Source organism: Streptomyces sp. NBC_00057, assembly GCF_045041165.1.
Lineage (GTDB): Bacteria > Actinomycetota > Actinomycetes > Streptomycetales > Streptomycetaceae > Streptomyces.
In genome coordinates this window covers 7,897,879-7,921,048 of sequence record NZ_CP108256.1, presented here as the reverse complement: position 1 = coordinate 7,921,048, position 23,170 = coordinate 7,897,879, and the positions used below count along the sequence as shown (strand labels likewise).

The window sequence follows — 23,170 nt, the reverse complement described above, 5'->3', positions numbered from 1 at the left end:
GACGGACTTCTCGCGCCTCTCCACCACCGGCCAGGAGTCACTTCATGTATCTCGTCACTCTGGGACTCCCCCAGGAACCCGCGGGCGGTGTCGCAGGCTGGGCGGCCGATCTCGTCGATACCATGGGGGGTCCGGGAGCCGGCCTCGCCATCGCCCTGGAGAATCTCTTTCCGCCGCTGCCCAGCGAGGTCATTCTCCCGCTGACCGGGTTCGCGGCCGGGCAGGGCGTCATCGGCCTGGCCTCCGCGCTCTTCTGGACCACGCTCGGTTCGGTGGTGGGCGCGGTGGTTCTGTACTGGATCGGAATGCTCTTCGGCCGCGACCGGATGCATGCGATCTGGGCGAGGCTTCCGCTGGTCAGGAATTCCGATCTGGATCGTACGGAGCGGTGGTTCGCCGAGCACGGCAACAAGGCCGTCCTCCTCGGGCGCATGGTGCCGATCTTCCGGAGTCTCATCTCCGTACCGGCCGGCGTGGAGCGCATGCCGCTGCCGCTCTTCGTGACCCTGACCGCTGTGGGCAGCCTGCTGTGGAACTCGGTGCTGGTGATGGCCGGGTACTGGCTCGGCGACCGGTGGGACCTGGTGGAGACCTATGTCGGGGTCCTCTCCAAGGCCGTTCTCGTCCTGGTCCTGGCGGCCGTCATCGCGTACGTGAGTCTGCGGTTGCGCTCTCGTCCCCGTTCCCGTGAGCAGGCTCAGCACCGTCGTTCGTCATGAGCTACGAGCCGCTGTCCCGCGCTCTCCCGGTCACCGCCGCCCACCAAGGACGATCTTGCCGTGACGGTGCCGCGCGACTAGCCTCGGCATCCGTGCAGGGGGACTCCGCAGACAGTGCAACCAGTCATCATCCGGGGCCACTCGGCCCGAGGCCCGATGAAGGGGGCACCTCGGTGGCGCGCACCTCCCCCTGGCCCCGCAGAGTCACGGGCACCCTGCTCGGCTGCTGCACCGCCGTGCTGGGCCTGCTGTATTTCGCCGTGCCGGGCGCTCTGTCGGGCCCGTTCATTCTGTGGCCCCGTACGCGTCGGCGCGCCTTGGCCGTGCTGAGTGCCGGGGCCCGTCGGCTCACAGATCTGGAGCGGATCCGTCGCAGCGTCTTCTTCGGCGACGTGTTCCCCACGCACCGCGCGTCCGACCGGAAAGTCCTTCGCTACCTCACCACCCGCTCCTGCACGGGGATGCTGTCCGGATTCGTGGTTGCACTGCTGGGGTGCGGGGTCGTACTGGCCGGACTGCTGGCGGCCGGGGTGGCACGCGCCACCACGAGCTGGCGGGAACTGCTGACCCAAGGGGTCCTCGGCGGTGTCCTCCTCTTCCTCGACCTCCAGGGGCTCTCCTCACTGGCCGCCCTCGACGCACGGTTGGCACGAGAACACTTCGGCCCGTCCGAACGGGAGTTGCTGGAGCGGCGCATCGCGGAACTGGCCGCCAGCCGTGCCGGGGTGCTCCGGGCGGTCGACGTGGAGCGCAAGCGCATCGAACGCGATCTGCACGACGGTGTGCAGCAGCGGCTCGTCGCACTCGCCATGCTGCTGGGCCGGGCCCGCCGCAACCGGACGCCCGAGCAGGCCGATCTGCTGCTCCAGCAGGCACACAAGGAGTCCCAGGAGGTCCTCACCGAGCTGCGGGAGGTGGCCTGGCGTGTCTATCCGTCGGCACTCGACAACCTCGGGCTGGAGGAGGCACTCGGCGGGGTGGCCCAGCGCTGCAGCATTCCCCTGCACATGGAGTTCGACCTGGCGCTGCCGTTGCCCCGGCCCGTGGAGACGGCCGCCTACTTCGTGGTGTCGGAGGCCGTGACCAACGCGGCCAAGCACTCCCGCGCGACCCACATCTCCGTCAGTGTCAAGGGCGACGGGAGCCGAGTGTCCGTATACGTCCGGGACAACGGCACCGGCGGAGCCGATCCCGCGGGCAGCGGGCTGGCCGGGCTGCGCAGCCGGGTGGACGCACTCGACGGCCGGTTGTACATCGACAGCCCTTCCGGGGGCCCCACCACCATCATCGCGGAGCTGCTGTGCGCGTAATGCTTGCCGAGGACTCGACCCTGCTGAGAGAGGGCCTGGTCCGCCTGCTCGCCGAGGAGGGACATGAAGTCCTCGCCGCGGTGGGTGACGGGACGGCCCTCGTCCGGGCAGTCGAGGCGGACCCGCCGGACCTCGTCGTCGTCGACATCCGGATGCCTCCCACCCACACCGATGAGGGGCTGCGGGCCGCGATCGAGATCCGTGAGCGCCGGCCCCTGGTCGGCGTGCTGGTGCTCTCCCAGCACGTGGAGCGCAATTACGCGGTGCGGCTGCTGTCCGCGAACGCCGAGCGGGTCGGCTATCTGCTCAAGGACCGGGTCGCGCAGGTCGACGAGTTCCTGGACTCGCTGGAGCGGATTCACGCGGGCGGCGCGTCCATCGACGCGGAAGTCGTACGGCAGTTGGTGGTCCGGACCACGCACAGTGACCCCCTGGCCAGGCTGACGCCCCGGGAGCGCAGCGTCCTGCAGGAGCTGGCGCAGGGCCGCACCAACGCGGCCATCGCGCAGCATCTGCACATCTCGCTCAGTTCGGTCGAGAAGAACCTCAACTCCGTCTTCGACAAGCTCGATCTGGCGCGGACCACGGGATACAGCAGACGAGTGCTGGCGGTCCTGCGGTACTTGGAGTCGTAGGCGCCGGTGCGCCGGTCCCTTCGGGCTCGGGTGGCACCATGCGGCCGTCGCCCGCCCGGACGAGGACAGCTTCCGTGATCGAAGTTCCTCACGCAGTGGTCTGTGCCGCATCGGGCGGGTGCCGGACATCCGGGCCGGGTTCCGCACCGGCCCTCCTTGATCGATGATGATGCACAGGGCCGCCGTCCTCGGTACGGCACCGCCTGTCCCAGGAACAGGAAGGGGTTCCCCATGCGGGAAACGACGCCGGACCAGTCCCCGTCGGACGATCGGTCCGTCCACGGCTCGGACGAGGAAGCCCAGGTGATCGTGGTGGGGGCGGGGCCGGCGGGCTCGGCCGCGGCCTTCCATCTCGCCAGGGCGGGCGTCGATGTCCTGCTCCTGGAGAAGTCCCACTTTCCCCGGGAGAAGGTGTGCGGGGACGGTTTGACGCCACGAGCGGTGCACCAGCTCATCAGGATGGGCGTCGACATCAAGGCTCCGGGGTGGACGCGTTCACGCGGGATGCGATGGGTGGCCGGGGACCATCAGGTGCACATCGACTGGCCCGCGCTCGGGCGTTACCCGGATTTCGGGCTCTCGCGCAGCCGGCACGACTTCGACGACATCCTGGCCCGGCACGCCGTCGCCGCCGGAGCCCGGCTGCGCAGCGGCGTGAAGGTGACCCAGCCCCTGACCGACCGCGCCGGCCGTATCACCGGTGTCACCGCCACGACCTCGGCGAAGGAGCCATTGGCCTTCCACGCACCGATCGTCGTCGCCGCCGACGGCGCCTCCGCCCGCCTCGCTCTCGCCATGGGCCTGCAGCGGGACAGGAGCAGGCAGATCGCGACGGCCGCCCGCCGTTACTACCGAAGTCCGGAGCGTTCCCAGGAGGAGTACCTGGAGCTGTGGGCCGACCTCCGCTTCCCGGGGAGCGATCACTACCTGCCCGGATACGGCTGGATCTTCCCCATGGGCGACGGCCGCGTCAATGTCGGTCTCGGTGCGCTGCCCCACCGGCGGCACGGAAAGGCGGACCTGCGCGCCACGTTGGACGAGTGGCTGGCGCGCACCCCGCACGCCTGGGGACTGCGCGAGGAGAACGCGGAGGGCCCTGTCCGGAGCGCAGCCCTTCCGCTGGGCTTCAACCGTCACCCCCTCTACACCCGCGGGCTCCTCCTCGTCGGCGACTCCGGAGGCATGATCAGCCCCTGGAACGGCGAAGGCATCGGCCAGGCCATGGAAGCCGGCGAAGTCGCGGCCGAGACCGCCGCGCTCGCCCTCGCACTCCCCCGGGGGCCCCGGCGGGAGCAGGTGCTGCGCGGCTACCCCGTCGAGATGAACCGCCGTTGGGGGCGCTACTACCGTCTCGGGAACACGGCCGCCGACCTCGTCTTCAGCCGTTCGGGTTTCCAGCCGGTCCTCAACCGTTACGTCATGGGGTCGCCATTTCTGCTCAACACCCTGGCCCGACTGCTGACCAACCTCACGGACAAGCCCTCGCACGACCTGATCGACCATGTGCTCAACGGCGTCGTGCGTCTCGTCCCGGAACCGAAGGTGCGACGCAGGCGCTGAACCGCGAGTCCCGGCCGGGGCACGAACAGCGCTCCGGGGAAAGGTCCGCGACGGAGAGGTCCGTGCCCCAGCCGTCACCGCGCTCGCCCGTCCCCGGGACACCGGGTGTGTTCTGGGTCCACCACTGCGGCGGGCTGTCCGCACCGTCGACGCCGAGCGGCCCGTCGGGGCTGCCGTAGTAGACGCCGACCGCCGCCAGGGCCAGAACCCAAGATCTTCATGAGTCTAGGACCGGCGGCGAGGCTTTCCTCGTTTGCCGCCCTTGGCGCCGCCGGAACCGCTCCGCGCGCTCTTCCCGGCCGCCTTGCCGGCTGCGGGCTTGCGGCGTGCACCGCCTGTTTCGGGGCGCTTGCCCTTCGGCTGCGCCGGGGTCTTGGGGCGACCCCGTGAACTGTTGACGGTCCGCCCTCGGACGATCCCGATGAAGTCCTCCACCAGGTCCGTCGTCTCGTCCTCCAGCCACGACAGTGCGACGCGCGACTCGGGGGCGTCCGACACCGGCCGGTACGTGAGGTCCTTGCGGTGGTGCAGGCGGGCGAGCGACTGCGGGACGACGAGAAGGCCCACTCCTGCCGCCACTAGCTCGATCGCGTCCGCCGTCGTGGCGGGCCGCTCGATCGCGGGCCGTCCCGGCCGGTGCTCCCATTCGAGGGTGTCGTCGAGCGGATGCAGCACGATGTCGTCGGCGAGATCCTCGGCGGAGACTTCGTCGACCGCTGCCACGACGTGGTCCTTCGGGATCACGACCACCGTGGTCTCGGCGTAGAGAGGGATCGCGCTGAGGCCCGTCCGGTCGATGGGCAGCCGCACGAGACCCGCGTCGGCGCCGCCGCCCCGCAGCACGTCGGATGCCTCGGCGGCCGACACCCCCATGAGGGTCAGCGGGACGTCGGGCAGCCGCTCGTTCCAGATCCGCACCCACTTGGTGGGCGTCACCCCCGGGACGTACGCGAGCCGGAACGAAGGGGTTTCTTCCGAGCTTGTCACTCAGCCAGGTTACCGGCCCTGGTCAGAGCTAGCGCACATGCTCGATACCCTTGGCACCATGACGTCGCACAAGACCACCCAGACAATGAAGCCCGCAACCGCGGCAAAGAAGCTGGGTGTGTACCTCGAGGCCACCCCCGCCGAGTTCCAGGAGGGTGTCGTCTCGCGCACCGAGCTGAACGCACTGCAGTCCGATCCTCCCGAGTGGCTGCAGGAGCTGCGACGCAACGGCCCGCACCCCCGGCCGGTGGTCGCGGCAAAGCTGGGCATCTCCATCTCGGGTCTCGCCCGTGGCGGAATCACGGACGCCCTCACCACGGAGCAGATCGAGGCGCTGAAGAAGGACAGCCCCGACTGGCTCCAGCAGGAACGCGCCACCCAGGCCGAGGTCCGGAAGGAAGCGGTTCGCATCAAGGAGAAGAACGCAGCGCGCGCCGATCAGTCCCACGGTCCGCGTTCCTGACCTTTGTCCCTCGACCATCCATCGGCGTGACGGCCCGGCGTCGGCTCGCGCCTCGTTCGACGGTGCTGCGCGACCCGGCGGTAGCGGCAGCGTCTCCGGGAGCCGCCGTGGCCCGGATGCTGCATGCGATGTTGCCGGGGACGGCGGAGTTCATGCGTTCGTCCTGGACACGGTCGTGACCCGGCAGCGCCGAGCCACCGGAATCGGAATGGCGCTGGTCGCGACGGCCGTACGCGAGGCTCGCGCCGCAAGGTGCGAATGGCTTCATGTTGACTTCGAAGACGATCTGAAACGCTTCCGCTTCGACACCTGCGGCTGCAGGCCGACGGACGCGGGATCGATCCCGCTCCGAACGGAGCGTGATCGCTTCCCTCGTTCGGAAGCGAGTTTGGGAAAATGATCGGTATGACAGGGTCTGAAGCTTTCGAGCCGGAGTCGGAGCGCGTCACCCGGCAGCTGCGGGACGACATTCTTGATGGCGTTCGGCAGCCGGGCAGCAAGCTCGTCGAACGCGAACTCGCCGCAGAGCTCGGGGTGAGCAGACTGCCCATCCGCGATGCGCTCAAGGTACTGGTGACCGAGGGTCTGGTCACTCCCCGGCCGCGGACGTGGGCGGTCGTCCGGGAGTTCACCTCCACGGACATCGCGGATCTCAACGAGATTCGTACGCCCCTTGAGCTGCTCACCTTCCGGCTCGCTGCTCAGCGGCGTACGCGGCCGGGCCTCGAAAAGCTTCGTTCGGACCTCGACGCCGAGCTGGAGGCCGCTCATACGGGAGATGCCGTGCGGGCTCGACGGGCCGCCGCCGACTTCCACCGGACAGTGACCTCGTTGGCCGGCAATGAGCTGCTCAGTGAGCTGGAGCGGACGCTTCGAAGCAGGATGCGATGGCTGCTGGCGCAGCATGACGATCTCATGGCAGTCGCGAACGAGCACGAGGCCCTGTACGCCGCGATCGCGGAGCGGGACATTCACCGAGTCGAAGAACTGGTCGTGAAGCACCTGGCGAGCAGCCGTGGCGCGGCCGCTGCACGTCGGAGGCGGCCTCAAAGTTCCTGACTACTGATTGCGCACAACCGTTTCGTCGTGCTGTAGCTCAACCCAGTCCTGGGCGACCTCGAACCGGTCTACCGGCGTGCTCTCGCACCACTTGTCGAGCACGGCGTGCTGCGCATCGTCTCGGGCGGTGGCGACGTCGGCGGTTACCTCGCCCACCATCCGGGCGTCGCGCAAGTCCACATCACCGGCAGCCTCACCACCCAATCCGGGAGCCGCGTGGCAGGGCGCCGGGGGCTCACGTCTGTTGGTCGAGCTCGGCGACGGCCAGGCTGCGGCGGAACTGGGAACGACCGAGTACTTCGCACCCGTGCTCGGCGTCCTCGCCCTGCCCGGCAGCGGCGCCGAGTTCCTGGACCGGGCCGTCGAGACCGCCAACCGCGACCTCTTCGGCACCCTCGGGGCGAACATCGTCATCGACCCCGCCACCATGAAGCACCTCGGCCGGGCGTTAGACAATGCAGTGGCCGCGCTGCGGTACGGCACGATCGCCGTCAACGCCTGGACTGCGGTCGGCTTTCTCACCGCGACGGCTCCGTGGGGCGCCTTTCCCGGCCACACCGTCACGGACGCCCGGAGCGGGATCGGCGTCGTGCACAGCGCCCTGCTGATCGACGCGCCGGAGCGGACCGTCGTCCGGGGGTCCGCTCCGGCCCTTCCCGAGGTCGGTCATGGGAGGCGAGCTCGCACTCTTCCCGAAGTCGCCGTGGTTCGTCACCACGCGCAGTGCCGCCGTGATGGGCCGTCGGCGCACTCGGCCGGCGAAGCAGCTGTCCTGGGCACGGGTGCCCGCAGTGTTCGCCTCGGCCTTCCGTGCCTGAGTACTGCCCGCAGCCCGCTGACGGACGAGGGGAGTTACGAGGCGCCGGGCGCCGTGATGATGCGTTCGGCGGCGGCGCGGGCCGCGCGCACCGACACGGTGACGGTGCGGATCAGGGCAGCACGGTGGTCGTGCAGATAGAAGTGGCCGCCGGGGTAGAGGTGGACGCCCTGGAGGTGCGGGGAGTGGTCTGCCCAGGCCTTGAGCCTCCTGGGCTCCACGACAAGGTCCTGTTCACCGCCGAAGACGGTGAAAGGCAGCGGCGGTGAGCCGGTGGCGGGGTCGCGCGCCCAGGTGTCGACAAGTTTGAAATCGCTGCGGAACACGGGCTCGAACAACTGCCACAGATCGTCGTTGTCGAGCAACTCGGCGGGGGTACCGCCGATCGACCGCAGCCAGTCACGCAGTTCGGCGTCGGAGCTCTCGTGCCGTCCTGGGCGGCGCCGGTACTCCGCGCCTCTGGGCGGGCCGAAGGCGGAGAGCCCGAGCCAGACCGGCATCGGTCCGCCCTGCGCGGCGAGCCTCAGGGTCAGTTCGTACGCGGTCAGGCCGCCCATGCTGTGACCGAAGAAGGCGAACGGCCGATCGAACAGCGGCAGCAACTCCTGATGGAAGTGGTCGACCAGATCTTCGACGCGGTCCACGGCGGGCTGATCGCGCCGGTGCGCACGCCCGGGGGCGTTGAGCAGACACAGCTCCCAGTCCGGCGGGAACTCCGGTACCCAGTCCCGGTAGAGCAGATGCGAACCACCGGCGTGGTGGAAGAGGAAGAGACGCAGGGACGGGTCGGCGACAGGGCTCGGGCAGACGGCGGATCCACGGAACATGGCGGTATGTGTCATGCTCCGGCCCTTCCCGTGGCGGCACGGGGACCGGGGCCGGTCAGGACCTGCTGTGCCCGGCATGGCTCGACCGACTCCAGCAAGTGCACTCCCACCGTGGCAATCCTTGTCGCACAGCGCGCCAAATGATGTCGCAGGGCGATTGTCGCATTCTCCTCGGACATCGGAGCCGACTTCCGTGGCGACATCGGCTGGGGTCTTTCGTTCGGGTCAGGCCGGATCAGGGGGCGAGGTCCGGTGCTGTGGGTCACAAGGCAGAGGAGGCAGGCAGATGGGGTCTCCCCCGCTCGAGCGCAACCGAGAGCTTGGGGAAGGAGCTCTGCCGGCCGACGACAGCACGCCGTCGTGGTACACGACAGCCGGTGCGCAATGCGCGCGGCGCGGGGATCAGTCGGGGCCCCGCCGCTCATCATCGTCGGATGACCGCGCTGCACCCGGCCTCCAGATCCTCGTCATCGAAGCCGGCCGGATCCACGAACAAGGCACCCACGACGAACTCCTCACCGCAAACGGCCTCTACGCCGATCTCCCCCACACCCAATTCGCCCATCAGGCCATGGCGAACCCGGACGCCCTCGACCTCGACTTCGAACCCCACCGACACGCATCGGCCTGCGCCGTGCGCACGAGGAGCAGCTCAAGTGGCGCAGGGCCCGGACTTCCCGGCTGGGGTGGGAAGTCCGGGCCCTGCGCGTCGTATGTCGCGGCTCCTCTACTCCTGCCCCGGCACGACCGCCGGAATGCCCTCGGGGTTCAGCAGCTGCGTCAGATGGCGGGCCGATGCGTCCCAGGACCAGGACTCCTGGGCCCACTTTCGGCCGGCGGCGCCCATTTCGGCGGCCTGGTCCGCGTCGAGCAGTATCCGGGTCAGCGCGCCCGCTATCGCCGCTGTGTCGGTGCCGTCCACGACCCGGCCGGTCCTGCCGTCGAGCACCGTGTCCGGGGCGCCGCCCGAGTCGCCGACGACCACCGGCAGTCCGCTCGCCGCCGCCTCCAGGAACACGATCCCGAGCCCTTCCGCCTCCAGACCGGCCTTCCTGGTACGGCACGGCATGGCAAAGACATCCGCCGCCGCGTAGTACTGCGGAGTCTCGGTGTGCGACTTTCCGCCCACGAAAAGGACCGAGCCCTCGGCGTGCCGGTGCGCCAGCTTGCGCAGCCGTGCCTCGCCCGGCCCCCGGCCGACCACGACGAGCACCGCGTCGGGCACCTCCCGCCGGATCAGCGGCAGGGCCCGGATCAGCATGTCCTGGCCCTTGCGCGGGACCAGTCGAGCCACACACAGGATCACGCGCTTGCCGTGCAGGCCGAGCTCCGTACGCAGGTCGGATCCGGCGCCGGCGTCGGGCCGGTATACCTCCGCGTCGACCCCCGGCACCAACCGGCTCATGCGCGCACGCGGGCCCAGGGACGGCCCGATCCGGGCACGCGTGTACTGACCGAGATACGTGACGACATCCACGCCGTCGCCGATACGGCGCATCATCTGACGCGGACCCGGGGTCCTGGCCCACCAGATCTCATGGCCATGGGTGGTCGCCACCATGCGCTGGATCCCACTGCGGCGCAGGGCCGGCGCCATGAGGGCCAGGGGCGCAGCAGCCCCGAACCAGACCCGGTCGCAGCCGTGGGCCCTGGCTATCTCGACGGCCCTCCGGGTGACCCGCCCGGTCGGCAGCAGCATGCCGCTGGAGTCCCGTACGACAGGGAACGGAAGGGCCGCGTCGTACGCGGTGTCGCCCGGCTCGCGCGAGGTGTACACGACCACGTCGTCGTCCGGTATGCGCGTGGCCATGGCGTGCACGAAGGTCTCTATGCCTCCCTGGCGCGGCGGGAAGTCATTGGTGATGACAAGGGTGGAGCCCATGAGTGTGTTGGATCCTTCAGCTGGATGCGGTCGAGCGAGCCGAGAAGAGGTAATTGCGGCAGTCGTCGGTCACGTAGGCAACACTTCGTGTCGTACTTCTCGAGGTGACGGTCCTCGATCTCGAGCAGGAGCGCGGGCCGGTGGCGCAGCAGCGTGCGCCGGGCCCCCGACAGCACGGCCGCCTCCGCCCCCTCGACATCGGCCTTGATGAAGTCGACGCGACCGAGGCCCATGTGGTTGCACAGACCGTCCACCGTCCGCACCGGTGTGGTCACGGGGCGGTTGCCGGCCTGGCGGCCAGAGGCCGGGACCGCAACTCCGAGACGGACCGCCCCATTTCCGGGCTCGATGTTGCGGTGTCTCCTCAGTACCCGCCCGGTCGCACCAGGCCCGTCTCGTACGCGTGGATCGCCGCCTGGGTCCGGTCGCGCAGGCTGAGCTTGACCAGGATCCGGCTCACATGCGTCTTGACGGTCTGTTCGGCCACCACCAGACGCTGGGCGATCTCCGCGTTCGACAGGCCCTGCGCGATCAGGGACAGAACCTCCGTCTCGCGCTCCGTGAGGTTGCCGCTGCGGCCCTTGACCGGACCGCGGGGGACGTCGGACATCCGGGAGAACTCGGCGATGAGACGCTTGGTGATGTTCGGCGCGAGCAGGGCCTCGCCGGCCGCCACCACCCGTACTGCATGGGCGAGTTCCGTGGCCGACGCGTCCTTCAGCAGAAACCCGGACGCGCCGGCGCGCAGCGCCTCGTACACATACTCGTCGAGGTCGAAAGTGGTCAGGACGAGGACCTTGGTGGTGATGTCAGCGGGCGATGCCGTGATGCGGCGCGTCGCCTCGATGCCGCCGACCCCGGGCATCCTTATGTCCATCAGTACGACGTCGGGAGTCAGTTCGGCGACCCTGGCGACGGCGTCGACGCCGTCCACGGCCTGGCCGACGACCTCGATGCCGGGTTCGGCATTGAGCAGGACGGCAAATCCCTGACGGACCATCACCTGATCGTCGGCGATCAGCACGCGGGTGGTCGTCACGGGTTGTCCTCCGCAAGGTCGGCAGGTGGGGCGGGGAGCTGCACGGGCAGCATCGCGATCACTTCGTATCCTCCGTCGGAGGTGGCACCGAAAGCCAGCATGCCACGCAGCGCGCTCCCGCATACCGAGCAGACCGTGGTCAACGCCCCTCGAGGGCTGGGCCGGCCGGATCGGCGCAGTGTTGGCGACCCGGATGGTGGCGGCGGACGGGCAGTGGTCGATCTCCACCCGTTTACCTCCGCTCCGGGCGCGTGCCGCATCGCGTTGCTGAGCGCCTCCTGGGTGATACGGAACGCCGACAACTCGATGCCCGGTGTCAAATGGGTCCGTCATCACGCCGATCACCGGCGCTGCACAAGGGCCGGTCGGGCCGTGCCCGGGTCTCCCACAAGCACGGTACCCAGCCCGATCGCTTCGAGGTGGTGACCGTCGCGATCGGTGACCAACCGAGTGAGCTGGCAATGCTGTTCGCGGATGTCGAACGCGCGGGCATCAACATCGAGGACGTCCGCATCGAGCACGCCACCAGCCAGTTGACCGGGCCGGCGGCTGCGCTGAGTACAAGAAGCACCCGACCCGCGAACAAATCGCCGCGCACCAAGGGCGGTTGCGCGTCGGTTGCGGTTCGCCGGTCCGACAAGCGAGCGGATATGGCACAGTCGTGCCGGTGGAAGAGCTGCGACCTCAGGACCCCGCGCAAATAGGCGCGTACCGGATTCTCGCCCGGCTCGGCGCGGGCGGCATGGGGCAGGTATATCTCGGCCGGTCGCCCGGCGGACGGCTGGTGGCCGTGAAGGTTATCCGCGACGAGATCAACGATCACCCCGAGGCACTGGCCCGGTTCCGGCGGGAGGCCGCGACCGTGGAGGCCGTACGCAGCGCCTACACCGCCCAGTTGATCGAGGCGTCGCTCGACTCGTCCCCGTACTGGCTGGCCACCGAGTACGTGCCGGGGCCCACGCTGCGCGGCGCCGTGAGCACGGGCGGCCCGTTCCCGCCGGACAGTGCCCTGCGACTTTTCGCCGCGCTCGCAGAGGGGCTGGCCGCGGTCCATGTCCACGAGGTCACGCACCGGGACCTGAAGCCGCACAACGTCATCCTCGCGCCGCAGGGACCGCAACTGATCGACTTCGGCATCGCCCGGGGACTTGAGCAGACGATCCTCACCCTGGACGGAATGGCATCGGGAACGCCCGGGTACGCGGCGCCCGAGGTCGTCCTTCGCAACGAGGCCGGCCCGGCGCTTCGCGCTGGGGGCGACGATCGCCTACACGGCGACCGGCCGACCCCCGTACGGCACGGGCGACGCGGCTGCGGTGAGCTACCGGACCGTGCACGAGGACATCGACCTGGCGGGGGTGCAGCCCGCGCTGGCCGCACTGATCCGGCAGTGTGTCGCCAAGGACCCGGCGGAGCGGCCCGACCTGGCCGCCGTGATCGCCCACTGTGCTGTGGACTCGGCACTGGCGACGGACGCCCACTACCGCTCGGTGGCCCGCGACGCCGAACCCGGGCCCGTGCCCGCGCATTTGAGCACGCCACCTTCGGAGGCGGAACCGGAGACCTGGGCCCTGACGCGGTCGGCGGATCGCGAGCCGGAGGATCAGGTACGTGAGCGGGCAGCCGAGACCGTACCTCCGGGAACCCCCGACACCACGCCGTACGACGCGCCGGATCATCAACGGCATCCCGCCCGGACCACACGTCGCAGGGGCTGGCTCGCCGCATGTGCGGTGGCGCTCGTCATACCGGCGGCGGTCTGGCTGCTCCCCGAACAGGACAGCCAAACCCCCGGAGCCGCATCCACGACCGACGTCACCGCGTCCCGGTCGGCCACCAAGGGTCCGGCGGGCCGGCCACCGGACCACATCGTGAACAACCGTGTCTCGCAGGACCGCTGGACCCTGTCGGACGATCCGAAGCAGGCCGCCCAGGGCATGGGCTCCTGCGACCTGGCCAGTTTCGCCGGGTCCTCACCGCCGATGGACCTGCTGTCCTCCGTCTCGCACGCCACCGGCTCGGACACCGCCTCGGTGGAGCTGCGTCCCAAGACTGCCGGCCAGGGAAAGCGGCCCGCACCGTACTACATCTCCGTGGGGGTGCGGCCCCCGCACGAGACCGACAGCGCCACCGGCCGGCCCCTTCGGTCCGTCGGCAAGGGCATCGGCTTCACCAGCAAGCCCGTCGACATCTACTCCCGGTGGTCCTCGGGCGGAACCGTCGAACTCAAGTATCCCGACGACTTCCGGGCCCACTTCGGCAATCGGACCGTCGACGCGATCCCGGTCGGCGACGACAGGGGCGACTGGACCGTGGTGCTGTACCACGTCGAGGGCGGGCCCACGAAGTACACATCCGTCGTGTGCAACGGCTTCCATGCCTAGGACACCGTTCACGGCGGTGCCGATGTATTCCTCCCCACCCCCGCAGAACGGGACGGCCGAGGCGGAACGCCTTGATGTTGGCTTCGGCCTTCACGCCGTTGAGGGTGATCGCCTCCTCGATGGCGTGGGCCGGCAGCGCCAGCCCGCCGGTGACAGCCGCCCCCGAGGACGGGAGCACGGGCGCATGACCGGCAGAACGCACCGTACGAGCCGCTCCTCCCCGACGGCGGCGTCACCGGGCTGATACCGCTCAATGCGGGCAGCACTGAGCCGGGCGGTGCGCGGAGGTGAACCGCGTACGGCCCGGCCCCGGAAATGGCGCCCGTGGATCAGGAGTAGAAGTTGCGCTGCCACCGGTGCTTGGCCAGCAGGGCGAGCTGGTCGGCGGTGAGCGCACGCCCGTCGCTCAGGGCCGTGTTGCGCTCGACGTTGCGTACGGTGCGCATGCCGGGGATGACGGTGGAAACCGCCGGCGAACTCAGTACGAACCGCAACGCGTTCTCAGCGATCTCATCGGGTGCGATGCCGAGGTCGGCAACGATCGCGGCCACCCGCTGTTCGACCTGCGCCGGGCGGTCTTCGCGGAAGTAGCGGTTGCGCCAGTCGCCCTCGGGGAACGTCGTACCGGCGGTGATCCGGCCGGTGAGGCCGCCCTCGTCCAGCGCCACCCGCACGATGACACCGACGCCGTGCTCCTCACAGGCCGGCAGCAGCGCGTCGGCGGGCGCCTGGTCGAAGAGGTTGTAGATGACCTGCACGCTGTCCACGGCACCGCTGCGTACGAGTGCGAGTGCGTTGTCGGGCTGATGGTCGTTGATGGAGACGCCGAACAGGCGGATCTTTCCCTCCTGCTTCAGTTCGGCGATCGTCTCCAGCCAGTCGCCACGTCCGACCCAGTCATCGCTCCAGACATGGAACTGCAGTACGTCGAAGTGGTCCAGGCCGCTGATGCGCAGACTGGTCTCCAGGCTTGCGCGGATGTGCTCGCCCGGAAACGTCCCGGCCGGGTCCAGACCGTCGGGCGTCGGCCAAATTCCGTTCCTCGGCGGCACCTTGGTGGCGACGAGCACCTCGTCGCCGGCCCGCTCGCGGACGACCCGGCCGACGATTCGCTCGCTCTCACCGTAGCCGCGGGCGGTGTCGATGAAGTTCACGCCGAGGTCGATGGCCCGGTGCAGGGCGCGTACGGATTCGTCCTCCGTGGCACCCACCCAGGCGGACGCGCCGATGCCCCAGGCACCGTAACCGATCTCCGACACGGACACTCCGCTGCGTCCCAGCTCGCGGTAGCGCACAATCGTCCTCCACGTCATGGTCCTCGCCCTGGACGGTCCGAGGCCTCCGCCAGGAATCACGTCGACGATAGGCGACCGGGGCGGCGGAGTCAGGCGGGTTTCCGCGTCGCCGCGGTCCGCGAGGGCCACCGCGTCGACACGGAAGGCGCAGGGGCCCACGATGCCCGCGCGCTACGCACCGGATCGTGTTACGTCTGGAACCTCGGAGCACCGCTTTCATAGGCCTGCGAGCAAGCGCTACGCCATGGCGGCGGCGCGGAGATCCATGCCGCCCGCCTGGAGGTACGACTTGCCTGACCTCTTCATCGGTGGCCGCCCGACCGGCACGTTCCAGCTGTTCCACTTCGGTGTCAGCTTCGGCGGGCCCGCCTACTGGTGGTCCTGGCCGATGGTCTTCACCGGCCAGCTGATGGTCGCGCTGTGCTTCTGCGAGCTCGCCGGCCGCTACCCCGTCGCGGGCTCGGTCCACAACTGGTCCAAACGAATGGGCGGCCCGCACATCGGCCGGCTGGCGGGCCGGATGATGACGACCGCAACGATGGTCTCGCCGGCAGCGGTGGCCCGCGCCCACCAGCTGACACTCCCCCAGATCTCCAGCCCCCCACCCGACCCACGTCTGCGGGTCCGGGGGCATCCGCAGCCTGCGGGTGGCGGGCGGGTCCGCGATGCCGGACCTCATCACCGTCGCCCCGTGCATCACCACCATGGTGATCGGCGAGAAGTACACCGACATGATGAAGGAGGACGCAAAGGGGTAGACCTTCGCCCACGAAGTGCCCGGCGGCCCCGCATGCCGCGAACAATCCCTTCACAGGACCTCCCCCCTACGTGTCCTGAACAGACCTTGCCTTGTCAACTCCGCGCGTTCCAGAGTGGTTTGAGCACCTACGCATCAGGGGTCACAAGCGGACTGCTTGCCCCGGACGGCCAACCGCCCGGGGGCTGACGGGGGAAACTGATGAAGCGCGTGCGATCGAGGCGCCCCGGGGCCACGGGGCCCGAGCGGTTGCGCATGTCGTAGCGGGCCGTCACGCCGACGAGCCTGTCTCCCCCTGCCGTCTCTTGGTGCCTTCACCCGGTGCCTGAGAAGGGATAGGAGGGGGAATGCCGACGAATGCAGTGAGCGCTGCCAAGCCGACGTATCCCGGTGTCTACGTCGAAGAGCTTCCCAGCAGTGTCCGCACCATCTCGGCCGTGACCACCTCGGCGACCGCCTTCGTGGGTCACACACGGCGCGGCCCGCTCAACGAGCCGGTGCGAGTCACGAGCTTCACCGAGTTCGAGCGCCGCTTCGGCGGGCTGAGCGCGCAGAGCGCCGTCGGCTACGCGGTGCACCAGTTCTTCGGCAACGGCGGCACCATCGCCGTGATCGTGCGGGTCGCGAAGGCGGGCACCGGCAAGGCCGCCTGTGCGACCCTCGAGTCCACCGAGGGGCACAGCGAGTGCGCGGCCCTCGAAGTGCACGCCAAGGAGCCCGGCGTGTGGGGCAACGGCCTGCGCGTCGCCGTCGACTACGACACACCACACCCGGAAGAGACGTTCAATCTGCGGGTGTACGACGCCAGGGGCGAGGCCCGCGAGTCCTTCACCGGCCTCTGTCTGGATCCGGCCGGCGGGCGCTACGCCCCGACGGTCGTCAACACCGGCTCGCGCCTGATCCGTGTGGACGTCGTCGGCGAGGGCCGCCCGGACCCGTCGGGCACCGTATCCAAGCCGTTCGGCCACGAACTTCCGGACCTGACAGTCGACTTGAATGTGAAGATCGGCAAGGTCGAGCGCGAGTTCACGCTGTACGACCCCGCATGCGACGGCGAGGCTCCGTGCACCGTCACCGAACTGGCGCTGCTCCTCGAACGCAAGCTGCGCGCACTGCCCGACGCGCCCGGCCGGCATGCCTTCGCCGGCGCCGAGGTCACCGCGTTCGGCCGGCGCCTTCAGGTCGTCGCCGGCTCCACCGACCCCGCGGACGTCGTCCGCTTCGTCGGCGAGTGCGCCAACGACCTGGGCCTGGAGGCTTCGGTCAACCCGCCGGTGTTCCCGCTGGGCGGCGGCCAGGACGGTGAGGCGCCGGGCCCGCGCGACCTGATCGGCAGCGAGACGGACAAGACCGGCATCCAGGCGCTGCGCGATGTCGCCGACGTCAACCTGCTGGCCCTGCCGGAGCTCGCGGCATACGAGTCGACCGACGACATGGTCACGGTCGTCTCGGCGGCGCAGCGCCTGTGCGAGCAGCAGCGAATCTTCTTTCTGGTCGATGCTCCCGGCAGCTGGGGCAGCGTGGACGCGGCGCGCGCGGGCCTGTCCGCGTTCGACGCGGTGCGCGGCAACCACGCGGGCCTGTACTTCCCGCATCTGCAGCTCACCGACCCGCTGACCGGACGGCTTCGTTCCTTCCCGCCGTCGGGCGCGGTGGCGGGCGTGTTCGCGCGAACGGACTCCGAGCGCGGTGTGTGGAAGGCGCCGGCCGGGACGGAGGCGCGGCTCGCGGGCGTGCACTCGCTGACGGTACAGCTGACGGACCGTGAGAACGGGCTGCTCAACCCACTCGGCGTGAACTGCCTGCGCACCTTCCCGATGATGGGCCCACTGGTGTGGGGTGCACGCACGCTGGAGGGCTCCGAAGCCCAGATGAGCGAGTGGAAGTACGTGCCGGTGCGGCGGCTCGCCCTGCATGTGGAGGAGAGCCTGCAACGCGGCCTGCAGTGGGTCGTGTTCGAGCCGAACGACGAGAACCTGTGGCAGCAGATCCGCCTCAGCGCCTCCTCGTATCTGCACACGCTGTTCCGTCAGGGGGCCTTCAAGGGCAGCACGCCGCGTGAGGCGTACTTCGTCAAGTGCGACAAGGACACCACGACGGACGAGGACATCGCGAACGGCGTCGTGAACGTGCTGGTCGGCATCGCGCCGGTCAGGCCCGCCGAGTTCGTGATCGTCAAGATCCAGCAGACGTCCGGGCAGTTCGAGCTCTAAGGAATACCGAGGAAATTCGATGGCTGAGTTCACGGTCAACGCCCATCGTTTCGATCCGTACAAGAACTTCAAGTTCCTGGTCCTGTGGGACGGTCGTACGGTCGCGGGCATCAGCAAGGTCAGTCCGCTCAAGCGGACCACCGAAGTCGTCAAGCACCGGCACGGCGGCGATCCGAGCTCCCCGCGCAAGTCGCCGGGACGTTCCGAGTTCGAGGGCATCACGCTGGAGCGCGGCGTGACGCACGACCCCGAGTTCGACCGCTGGGCCAACAAGGTCTGGCAGGTCGGCGCGGGGCTCGGCTCCGAGGTGTCGCTCGCGGACTTCCGCAAGGACATCGTCATCCAGGTCCTGAACGAGGCCGGCCAGGTGGCCGTCTCGCACAAGCTCTACCGGACCTGGCCGAGCGAGTACCAGGTACTCGGCGAGCTCGATGCGAACGCCAACGCGGTGGCGATCCAGAGCCTGAAGCTCGAATGCGAGGGCTGGGAACGGGACTACGAGGTGCCGGAGCCCGAGGAGCCTTCTTTCCTCAACCCTGCCTGAGCGCAAGCACGTTGAAACAACGCAGGTCGAACGGAACGGACGGGGGCACACATGGCGATCGCCCAGGCCACTGAGCTGCTTGCCACCTGGGAGGCCGGGCTCGACCGGGCCTCTTCCGGGCGTGCCCTGCTGCTGCACCGCGCGGCGCGCCCGGACACCGGCGGCGACAGCGAGGCGCTGCTCTCGCTGCCGGTGGGCGCCCGCGAGACCGATCTGTTCGCGCTGCGCCGGGCACTGTTCGGCGAGCGGATGCAGGTGCGCCTGGAGTGCGGGGCATGCGCGGCCGACATGGAATTCGACCTGGATGCCGGTGAGTTCGCCCGGTCGCTGCGTGGTCCCGACGCGTCGCCGGCGCGGATCTGCGAGGACGGCTGGGAGGTGGAGTTCCGGGTGCCGAGCGTCGCCGACCTCACGGCGGCGGCCCGGCATGCGGACGCGCGCCGGGCACTGCTCGAACGGTGTGTCGTCTCCGCCGTACGTGACGGGGGCGACGTGTCCGCCGGGGCGCCGGACGACTCGCCCGACGGGATCGCCGCGCTGGTCGACGCACTGCCTCCGGCCGTCCAGCGGCGCATCGCCGAGGCAGCGGAGAGGGCCGATCCGGCGGCCGACGTGACACTCAACGTCAGCTGCCCCGACTGCGGTGCGGCGACCCGCGCAGAACTGGACATCGCTTCCTACCTGTGGACCGAACTGGACGCCTGGGCAAGGGACTTGCTGCTCGACGTCCATCTGCTCGCCACTGCGTACGGGTGGAGCGAGCCCGAGATCCTGGCGCTCAGCCCGCTGCGGCGCCGCTACTACCTGGAGCTGTGTGCGGATGTCTGACTCCTCCGGGCGCACGCCCGAGGGCGCCGGGGCCCCCGACTACCTCGACCGGCTGCTCGCCCGCCACGCGCCGGGCGCCGCGCCGCGCCCCGGGGTGGTGCGCGTAAGGCCCCGCCTCGCGGGCCCCTTCGAGCGGGTCGAGGCGGTACGGGCCGGGGAGCCGGAGACACCGGAGCCCCTGTGGCCGAGTACGCCCCGCGTACCGTCCTTCAACGACGGGTTGGCGGATCGACCCGGCACCCGTGAGGTCCACCTCCGTACGGAACGGGAGCGGACCGTCGTACGGACCGATCGGGCGCCGCGACCGGAGCGGCCCGCCGCGTCCCGCGAGGCGAAGCGGGAGGCCCCTGTGGTGCCGCTGCTACGGCCCGCCTCCGAGGTGACGCCCAGGCTCGGGCTCGCTCCGGACCGGGAACGTCGAGCAGCCCGTACCCGGGCACACGTACCCGCATCCCGGAGCGCGGTTTCCGCGCCCATCCCCCCGGGTACAAACGCCGCTTCCGCCATCACGCCCTCTCCCCTGCGGCCCAGCGCCGCGGACACGGCGGCGGCGCGGGACGCCGTGCGGCAGGCGGCGGGCAGGCGGTCGGGGCGGGGCGGGGAGCAGGTGGTGCACGTGCAGATCGGGCGGCTGGAGGTTACGGCGGCGGCGCCGCCCTCCGACAGCAGCCGGACGCAGTCGCCCCCGGCACGGCGGTCCGGGGCGACCGTGAGCCTGGAGGACTACTTGGCGCGGGGGCGCGAGTGAACGACGCGAGGACAGCCGAACGGTTCGCAACAGGATCAGGGACTACGGGATCAGGGACTGAGGAACTGACGCCATGAGCAACGCACTCGCCATCGCCCACGTCACCCAGGCCCTCGCCCTGCTGATCGAGGCCAATCTGCAGCCCGAGATCGACATGGCCGTAAAGGTCGAGACCCGCAAGCCGCCCGCCGACCCGCCCACCGAGCCCACCATCACCGTGTTTCTCTACCAGGTCACGCCCAACACTTCGCAGCGCAACAACGATCTGGCCACCCGCGCACCGGACGGCAGGCTGCTCAAGCGGCCCGCGGCGGCACTCGACCTGAACTTTGTGATCAGCGCGTACGGAGAGGAGATGGAGCTGGTCGGGCAACGGCTCATCGGAAGCGTGGTGCGCACGCTCCACGAGATACCTGTGCTGCCTCACGACATCATCGAACAGGCCGGCGAGCGCCCCTACTTGGCCGACAGCGATCTGGCCGCCGCGGCGCAGCGGGTGCGGTTCGTGCCGACGGTCATGGACATCGACGAGACGTCGAAGCTGTGGGGGATGCTCAACCAGACGCCGTACACACTCTCCGTGACGTACCAGGCGGCGCTGGTCCTGATCGAGGGCCGTGAGACGCCGGCGCCGGCGAAGCCGGTGGAGCGCAGCACGGTTCGGGCGCTGCCGTTCGGGGCGCCGGGGGCGCCGGTTCCGCCCGGCGCGGCCGATGGGGGCGACGCGAACGATGGGGGCGAACCGGCCGGGACGGTCGGCGCCTCGTCCGAAGCCGGTCCCGCCACCGGGCCGGACGCGAAGACCGACACCAAGCCCGTCACGAGGTCCGTCACGAAGAGCGTTGCCAGGAAGCCCACGAAGGCCGTCGCCAAAGCACCCGCCAAGACACCCGCCCGGACCCGCAAGTCGACAGCAGCCACCGCCGCCGCCAAGCGCACCACCCCCGACGGAACTGCCACCGGCACAGGCAAGCGCACCGCCCCCGACGGAACTGCCACCGGCACGGGCAGCTCCGAGGACGACGGGAGCTGAGGCGCGGTGCGGGCGACGGGGGCAGGTGAGGACATGGGTGCGTACGAGAAGGGCACGGCGGCCACGCCGGACGACGGGTCAACGCTGCTCGCGGAGGTTCGGCGCGTCCTCGCCCTGGTGGACGCCCACGCGGCCCGCGCGGCACGCGACGGCGTGCCCGGTGACGGATCCGCCGACGGGTCCCCCACCGCGGCTGCCGGCGACGAGCACCCCCCGCACGGCACCGACCCTGCCCCCGCGGGCGCGGCGGTCGAAGGTCCCGGTGTCGCGCCCCTCGACGCCCTCACTGCCTGTTTCGGTCTCACCCCGTTCGAGCGGGACCTCGTACTGCTCACCGCCGCCTACGAGTTGGACCCCACCACGGCCACGCGTTGTGCCGCTGCCTGTGGGGATCCCGAGCGGGCGTACCCCACCTTCTCGCTGGCGCTCGCCACGCTGGGCGGGGCGCACTGGAGCGCTCTGACTCCGGTCGCGCCGCTGCGCCGGTGGCGGGTGGTCGACCTGGAGGACGAGACGCGGCTCACCCGGTCCCGGCTGCGGCTCGACGAGCGGATCCTGCACTTCCTGCTCGGCTCGCCTTATCTGGACACCCGGCTGCACGGCCAATTGCGGCGCACTCCGGTGCCGGACGAGCTGCCGCCGTCGTACGACCTCGCGGTGTCCGGCGTCACCGCGGGCTGGACGACGACGGCGCGGCCCGGCGCGCCGCTGCTCGTCGAGGTCGTCGGCGGGGATCTGCGCAGCCGGGCCGACATCGCCGCCGCGGCGGCCGCGCGCTCCGGGCTCGGTCTGTACGAGATGAGCGCGGAGGACATCCCCACCGACCCGGCGCAGCGCGATCTACTCGCCCGGCTGTGGCAGCGCGAGGCGATCCTGCTGCCGGCCGCGCTCCTGGTCGAGGTGGGCGAACTGGACCGCGACCAGCGTGCCGCGACGGAGGCGTTCCTGGCCGGTGCCGCCGTGCCCGTCGTCGTATCGAGTCCCGATCCCCGGCCGACGGAGCGCCCGCGCGGCCGGCGCGTGACCGTGCCGCGCCTGGACGACGAGGAACAGCTCGGACTCTGGGCGGGTGCATTCGAGGACGTGGCCGACATCGACGAGGGCGAACTCCGGTCGCTGGTCGCGCAGTTCCAGCTGCCGCCGCACGTCATACGCACCGCGGCCGACGCCGTACGCCGTGATCTGCCCGGCGAGGACGAGCTCGACGCCGCCTCGCTCGCCTGGCGGGCCGGGCTCGACGAGGCCCGGGTCGGCATGGACGAACTGGGACGGCGGATCGAGCCGGAGGCGGGCTGGCCCGACCTGGTGCTGCACGAGCGGCAGACCAGCACCCTGCGCGAGATCGTCGCGCATGTGCGCCGGCGTGCGACCGTCCACCAGGAGTGGGGCTTCGCCGCCACTCTGCGCCGCGGCCTCGGCGTCACGGCCCTGTTCGCGGGCGGGTCCGGTACGGGAAAGACTCTGGCCGCCGAGGTCATGGCGAAGGAGCTGGGGCTCGACCTGTTCGTCATCGACCTCTCGCAGGTCGTCAGCAAGTACATCGGCGAGACCGAGAAGAACCTGCGCAAGGTCTTCGACGCGGCCGAACGCGGCGGTGCCCTCCTGCTGTTCGACGAGGCGGATGCCCTCTTCGGCAAGCGCAGCGAGGTGAAGGACAGCCACGACCGGTACGCCAACCTCGAAGTCAGCTACCTGCTGATGCGCATGGAGGCCTACCGGGGCCTGGCCATCCTCACCACCAACATGAAGAAGGCCCTGGACACGGCGTTCATGCGCCGTATCCGCTTCGTCGTCGACTTCCCGTTCCCCGCGGAGCACGAGCGCGCCGAGATCTGGCGCCGGGTGCTTCCACCGCAGACGCCGACGAAGGGCATCGACCCCGAGCTGCTCGCGCAGCTCACGGTCGCGGGCGGCTCGATCCGCAACATCGCCCTGTCGGGGGCATTCCTCGCCGCGGAGGAGGGCGACCGGCTGCAGATGCGCCACATGCTCGCCGCGGCCCGTACCGAGTACGTGAAGCTGGAACGCTCCCTGACTCCCTCGGAGGTCCGCGGATGGGTGTGACAGGAG

Annotated in this window: 23 protein-coding genes and 4 pseudogenes; 18 read left to right on the top strand and 9 right to left on the bottom strand. The window is 70.2% G+C overall.

Going from position 1 to position 23,170, the window contains the following annotated elements; all coding sequences use genetic code 11:
• The first annotated feature begins 44 nt into the window (after positions 1 to 44).
• The 4 genes from OG953_RS37435 to OG953_RS37420 all read left to right on the top strand — a co-directional run bounded on the left by OG953_RS37435 (position 45) and on the right by OG953_RS37420 (position 4,224).
• Positions 45 to 719, top strand: a complete 675-nt coding sequence (locus OG953_RS37435) for a DedA family protein (RefSeq protein ID WP_405689934.1) — start codon at positions 45 to 47, stop codon at positions 717 to 719.
• 173 nt (positions 720 to 892) lie between these two features.
• Positions 893 to 2,029: a sensor histidine kinase gene (locus OG953_RS37430; RefSeq protein WP_405689932.1), complete on the top strand. Its 1,137-nt coding sequence runs from the start codon at positions 893 to 895 to the stop codon at positions 2,027 to 2,029.
• Positions 2,029 to 2,664: a response regulator gene (locus tag OG953_RS37425; protein WP_405692278.1), complete on the top strand. Its 636-nt coding sequence runs from the start codon at positions 2,029 to 2,031 to the stop codon at positions 2,662 to 2,664. The genes OG953_RS37430 and OG953_RS37425 overlap by 1 nt, the downstream gene beginning before the upstream one ends.
• A 231-nt stretch (positions 2,665 to 2,895) precedes the next feature.
• Positions 2,896 to 4,224: a geranylgeranyl reductase family protein gene (locus OG953_RS37420; protein ID WP_405689930.1), complete on the top strand. Its 1,329-nt coding sequence runs from the start codon at positions 2,896 to 2,898 to the stop codon at positions 4,222 to 4,224.
• A gap of 225 nt (positions 4,225 to 4,449) precedes the next feature.
• Here OG953_RS37420 and OG953_RS37415 read toward each other — a convergent pair whose 3' ends face one another.
• Positions 4,450 to 5,211 (bottom strand): LysR family substrate-binding domain-containing protein, encoded by a 762-nt coding sequence (locus OG953_RS37415; protein WP_405689928.1) that lies wholly within the window; start codon positions 5,209 to 5,211, stop codon positions 4,450 to 4,452.
• 58 nt (positions 5,212 to 5,269) lie between these two features.
• Between OG953_RS37415 and OG953_RS37410 the strand changes: the two genes are divergently transcribed.
• The 3 genes and pseudogenes from OG953_RS37410 (at position 5,270) to OG953_RS37400 (ending at position 6,733) form a co-directional block, all read left to right on the top strand.
• Positions 5,270 to 5,674, top strand: a complete 405-nt coding sequence (locus OG953_RS37410; protein ID WP_383068768.1) for a DUF5997 family protein — start codon at positions 5,270 to 5,272, stop codon at positions 5,672 to 5,674.
• 127 nt (positions 5,675 to 5,801) lie between these two features.
• A pseudogene (locus OG953_RS37405) lies at positions 5,802 to 6,074 on the top strand (hypothetical protein); the annotation flags it as partial.
• A gap of 5 nt (positions 6,075 to 6,079) precedes the next feature.
• Entirely contained in the window at positions 6,080 to 6,733 is a 654-nt protein-coding gene (locus OG953_RS37400; protein ID WP_405689926.1) for a GntR family transcriptional regulator, read from the top strand.
• On the opposite strand, the gene OG953_RS37395 is transcribed toward OG953_RS37400, so the two are convergent.
• The gene (locus OG953_RS37395; RefSeq protein ID WP_405689924.1) at positions 6,734 to 6,913 is read right to left on the bottom strand and encodes a hypothetical protein; all 180 of its coding nucleotides are present in this window, start codon (positions 6,911 to 6,913) and stop codon (positions 6,734 to 6,736) included.
• A 64-nt stretch (positions 6,914 to 6,977) separates the two neighbouring features.
• Between OG953_RS37395 and OG953_RS37390 the strand changes: the two genes are divergently transcribed.
• Positions 6,978 to 7,691: a hypothetical protein gene (locus tag OG953_RS37390; protein ID WP_405689922.1), complete on the top strand. Its 714-nt coding sequence runs from the start codon at positions 6,978 to 6,980 to the stop codon at positions 7,689 to 7,691.
• On the opposite strand, the gene OG953_RS37385 is transcribed toward OG953_RS37390, so the two are convergent.
• The 6 genes and pseudogenes from OG953_RS37385 to OG953_RS37360 all read right to left on the bottom strand — a co-directional run.
• Positions 7,586 to 8,392, bottom strand: coding sequence for a thioesterase II family protein (locus OG953_RS37385; RefSeq protein WP_405689921.1), 807 nt, complete (start codon positions 8,390 to 8,392; stop codon positions 7,586 to 7,588). The two genes, OG953_RS37390 and OG953_RS37385, sit on opposite strands and share 106 nt — an antisense overlap.
• Positions 8,393 to 8,801: 409 nt before the next feature.
• Positions 8,802 to 8,990 (bottom strand): hypothetical protein, encoded by a 189-nt coding sequence (locus OG953_RS37380; protein WP_405689919.1) that lies wholly within the window; start codon positions 8,988 to 8,990, stop codon positions 8,802 to 8,804.
• A 114-nt stretch (positions 8,991 to 9,104) separates the two neighbouring features.
• A complete protein-coding gene (locus tag OG953_RS37375) occupies positions 9,105 to 10,259 on the bottom strand; it encodes a glycosyltransferase family 4 protein (RefSeq protein WP_405689917.1) in 1,155 nt (384 codons plus the stop codon).
• Positions 10,205 to 10,609 (bottom strand): FkbM family methyltransferase, encoded by a 405-nt coding sequence (locus OG953_RS37370; protein WP_405692276.1) that lies wholly within the window; start codon positions 10,607 to 10,609, stop codon positions 10,205 to 10,207. The genes OG953_RS37375 and OG953_RS37370 overlap by 55 nt, the downstream gene beginning before the upstream one ends.
• 14 nt (positions 10,610 to 10,623) lie before the next feature.
• On the bottom strand, positions 10,624 to 11,298 hold the full coding sequence (locus tag OG953_RS37365; RefSeq protein WP_405689915.1) for a response regulator: 675 nt from the start codon (positions 11,296 to 11,298) through the stop codon (positions 10,624 to 10,626).
• Positions 11,295 to 11,618 (bottom strand): annotated as a pseudogene (locus OG953_RS37360) (sensor histidine kinase); the annotation flags it as partial. The pseudogene OG953_RS37360 and the gene OG953_RS37365, both read right to left, overlap by 4 nt.
• A 102-nt stretch (positions 11,619 to 11,720) precedes the next feature.
• Here OG953_RS37360 and OG953_RS37355 point away from each other — a divergent pair.
• The 3 genes and pseudogenes from OG953_RS37355 (at position 11,721) to OG953_RS37345 (ending at position 13,682) form a co-directional block, all read left to right on the top strand.
• Positions 11,721 to 12,002: a hypothetical protein gene (locus OG953_RS37355; protein ID WP_405689913.1), complete on the top strand. Its 282-nt coding sequence runs from the start codon at positions 11,721 to 11,723 to the stop codon at positions 12,000 to 12,002.
• Between the two features lie 38 nt (positions 12,003 to 12,040).
• Positions 12,041 to 12,475, top strand: a pseudogene (locus OG953_RS37350) (protein kinase domain-containing protein); the annotation flags it as partial.
• Positions 12,476 to 12,614: 139 nt separating this feature from the next.
• A complete protein-coding gene (locus OG953_RS37345; RefSeq protein ID WP_405692488.1) occupies positions 12,615 to 13,682 on the top strand; it encodes a hypothetical protein in 1,068 nt (355 codons plus the stop codon).
• 329 nt (positions 13,683 to 14,011) lie between these two features.
• Here the strand turns inward: OG953_RS37345 and OG953_RS37340 are convergent, their stop codons facing one another.
• Positions 14,012 to 14,977: an aldo/keto reductase gene (locus OG953_RS37340; protein WP_405692274.1), complete on the bottom strand. Its 966-nt coding sequence runs from the start codon at positions 14,975 to 14,977 to the stop codon at positions 14,012 to 14,014.
• A gap of 319 nt (positions 14,978 to 15,296) precedes the next feature.
• On the opposite strand from OG953_RS37340, the pseudogene OG953_RS37335 reads away from it, so the two are divergent.
• From OG953_RS37335 to OG953_RS37305, 7 genes and pseudogenes are all read left to right on the top strand, one after another.
• A pseudogene (locus OG953_RS37335) lies at positions 15,297 to 15,569 on the top strand (amino acid permease); the annotation flags it as partial.
• Between the two features lie 512 nt (positions 15,570 to 16,081).
• On the top strand, positions 16,082 to 17,947 hold the full coding sequence (locus OG953_RS37330) for a phage tail sheath family protein (RefSeq protein ID WP_405689911.1): 1,866 nt from the start codon (positions 16,082 to 16,084) through the stop codon (positions 17,945 to 17,947).
• A gap of 19 nt (positions 17,948 to 17,966) precedes the next feature.
• Positions 17,967 to 18,491, top strand: a complete 525-nt coding sequence (locus tag OG953_RS37325; RefSeq protein ID WP_067023001.1) for a phage tail protein — start codon at positions 17,967 to 17,969, stop codon at positions 18,489 to 18,491.
• Positions 18,492 to 18,542: 51 nt separating this feature from the next.
• Positions 18,543 to 19,319 carry a hypothetical protein gene (locus OG953_RS37320; protein WP_405689908.1) on the top strand — a complete coding sequence of 259 codons (777 nt, stop codon included), beginning with the start codon at positions 18,543 to 18,545 and terminating at the stop codon, positions 19,317 to 19,319.
• Entirely contained in the window at positions 19,312 to 20,067 is a 756-nt protein-coding gene (locus tag OG953_RS37315) for a hypothetical protein (RefSeq protein ID WP_405689907.1), read from the top strand. The genes OG953_RS37320 and OG953_RS37315 overlap by 8 nt, the downstream gene beginning before the upstream one ends.
• A 73-nt stretch (positions 20,068 to 20,140) precedes the next feature.
• A complete protein-coding gene (locus tag OG953_RS37310) occupies positions 20,141 to 21,100 on the top strand; it encodes a Pvc16 family protein (RefSeq protein ID WP_405689905.1) in 960 nt (319 codons plus the stop codon).
• Between the two features lie 33 nt (positions 21,101 to 21,133).
• On the top strand, positions 21,134 to 23,164 hold the full coding sequence (locus OG953_RS37305; RefSeq protein ID WP_405689902.1) for an ATP-binding protein: 2,031 nt from the start codon (positions 21,134 to 21,136) through the stop codon (positions 23,162 to 23,164).
• Positions 23,165 to 23,170: the final 6 nt, after the last annotated feature.

Bases quoted from the DNA above. Each gene is read 5' to 3' on its own strand.
- OG953_RS37435 (WP_405689934.1), top strand. From the start codon at position 45: ATGTATCTCGTCACTCTGGGACTCCCCCAGGAACCCGCGGGCGGTGTC.
- OG953_RS37425 (WP_405692278.1), top strand. From the start codon at position 2,029: ATGCTTGCCGAGGACTCGACCCTGCTGAGAGAGGGCCTGGTCCGCCTG.
- OG953_RS37420 (WP_405689930.1), top strand. From the start codon at position 2,896: ATGCGGGAAACGACGCCGGACCAGTCCCCGTCGGACGATCGGTCCGTC.
- OG953_RS37410 (WP_383068768.1), top strand. From the start codon at position 5,270: ATGACGTCGCACAAGACCACCCAGACAATGAAGCCCGCAACCGCGGCA.
- OG953_RS37400 (WP_405689926.1), top strand. From the start codon at position 6,080: ATGACAGGGTCTGAAGCTTTCGAGCCGGAGTCGGAGCGCGTCACCCGG.
- OG953_RS37385 (WP_405689921.1), bottom strand. From the start codon at position 8,392: ATGACACATACCGCCATGTTCCGTGGATCCGCCGTCTGCCCGAGCCCT.
- OG953_RS37375 (WP_405689917.1), bottom strand. From the start codon at position 10,259: ATGGGCTCCACCCTTGTCATCACCAATGACTTCCCGCCGCGCCAGGGA.
- OG953_RS37330 (WP_405689911.1), top strand. From the start codon at position 16,082: ATGCCGACGAATGCAGTGAGCGCTGCCAAGCCGACGTATCCCGGTGTC.
- OG953_RS37325 (WP_067023001.1), top strand. From the start codon at position 17,967: ATGGCTGAGTTCACGGTCAACGCCCATCGTTTCGATCCGTACAAGAAC.
- OG953_RS37320 (WP_405689908.1), top strand. From the start codon at position 18,543: ATGGCGATCGCCCAGGCCACTGAGCTGCTTGCCACCTGGGAGGCCGGG.
- OG953_RS37315 (WP_405689907.1), top strand. From the start codon at position 19,312: ATGTCTGACTCCTCCGGGCGCACGCCCGAGGGCGCCGGGGCCCCCGAC.
- OG953_RS37310 (WP_405689905.1), top strand. From the start codon at position 20,141: ATGAGCAACGCACTCGCCATCGCCCACGTCACCCAGGCCCTCGCCCTG.
- OG953_RS37305 (WP_405689902.1), top strand. From the start codon at position 21,134: ATGGGTGCGTACGAGAAGGGCACGGCGGCCACGCCGGACGACGGGTCA.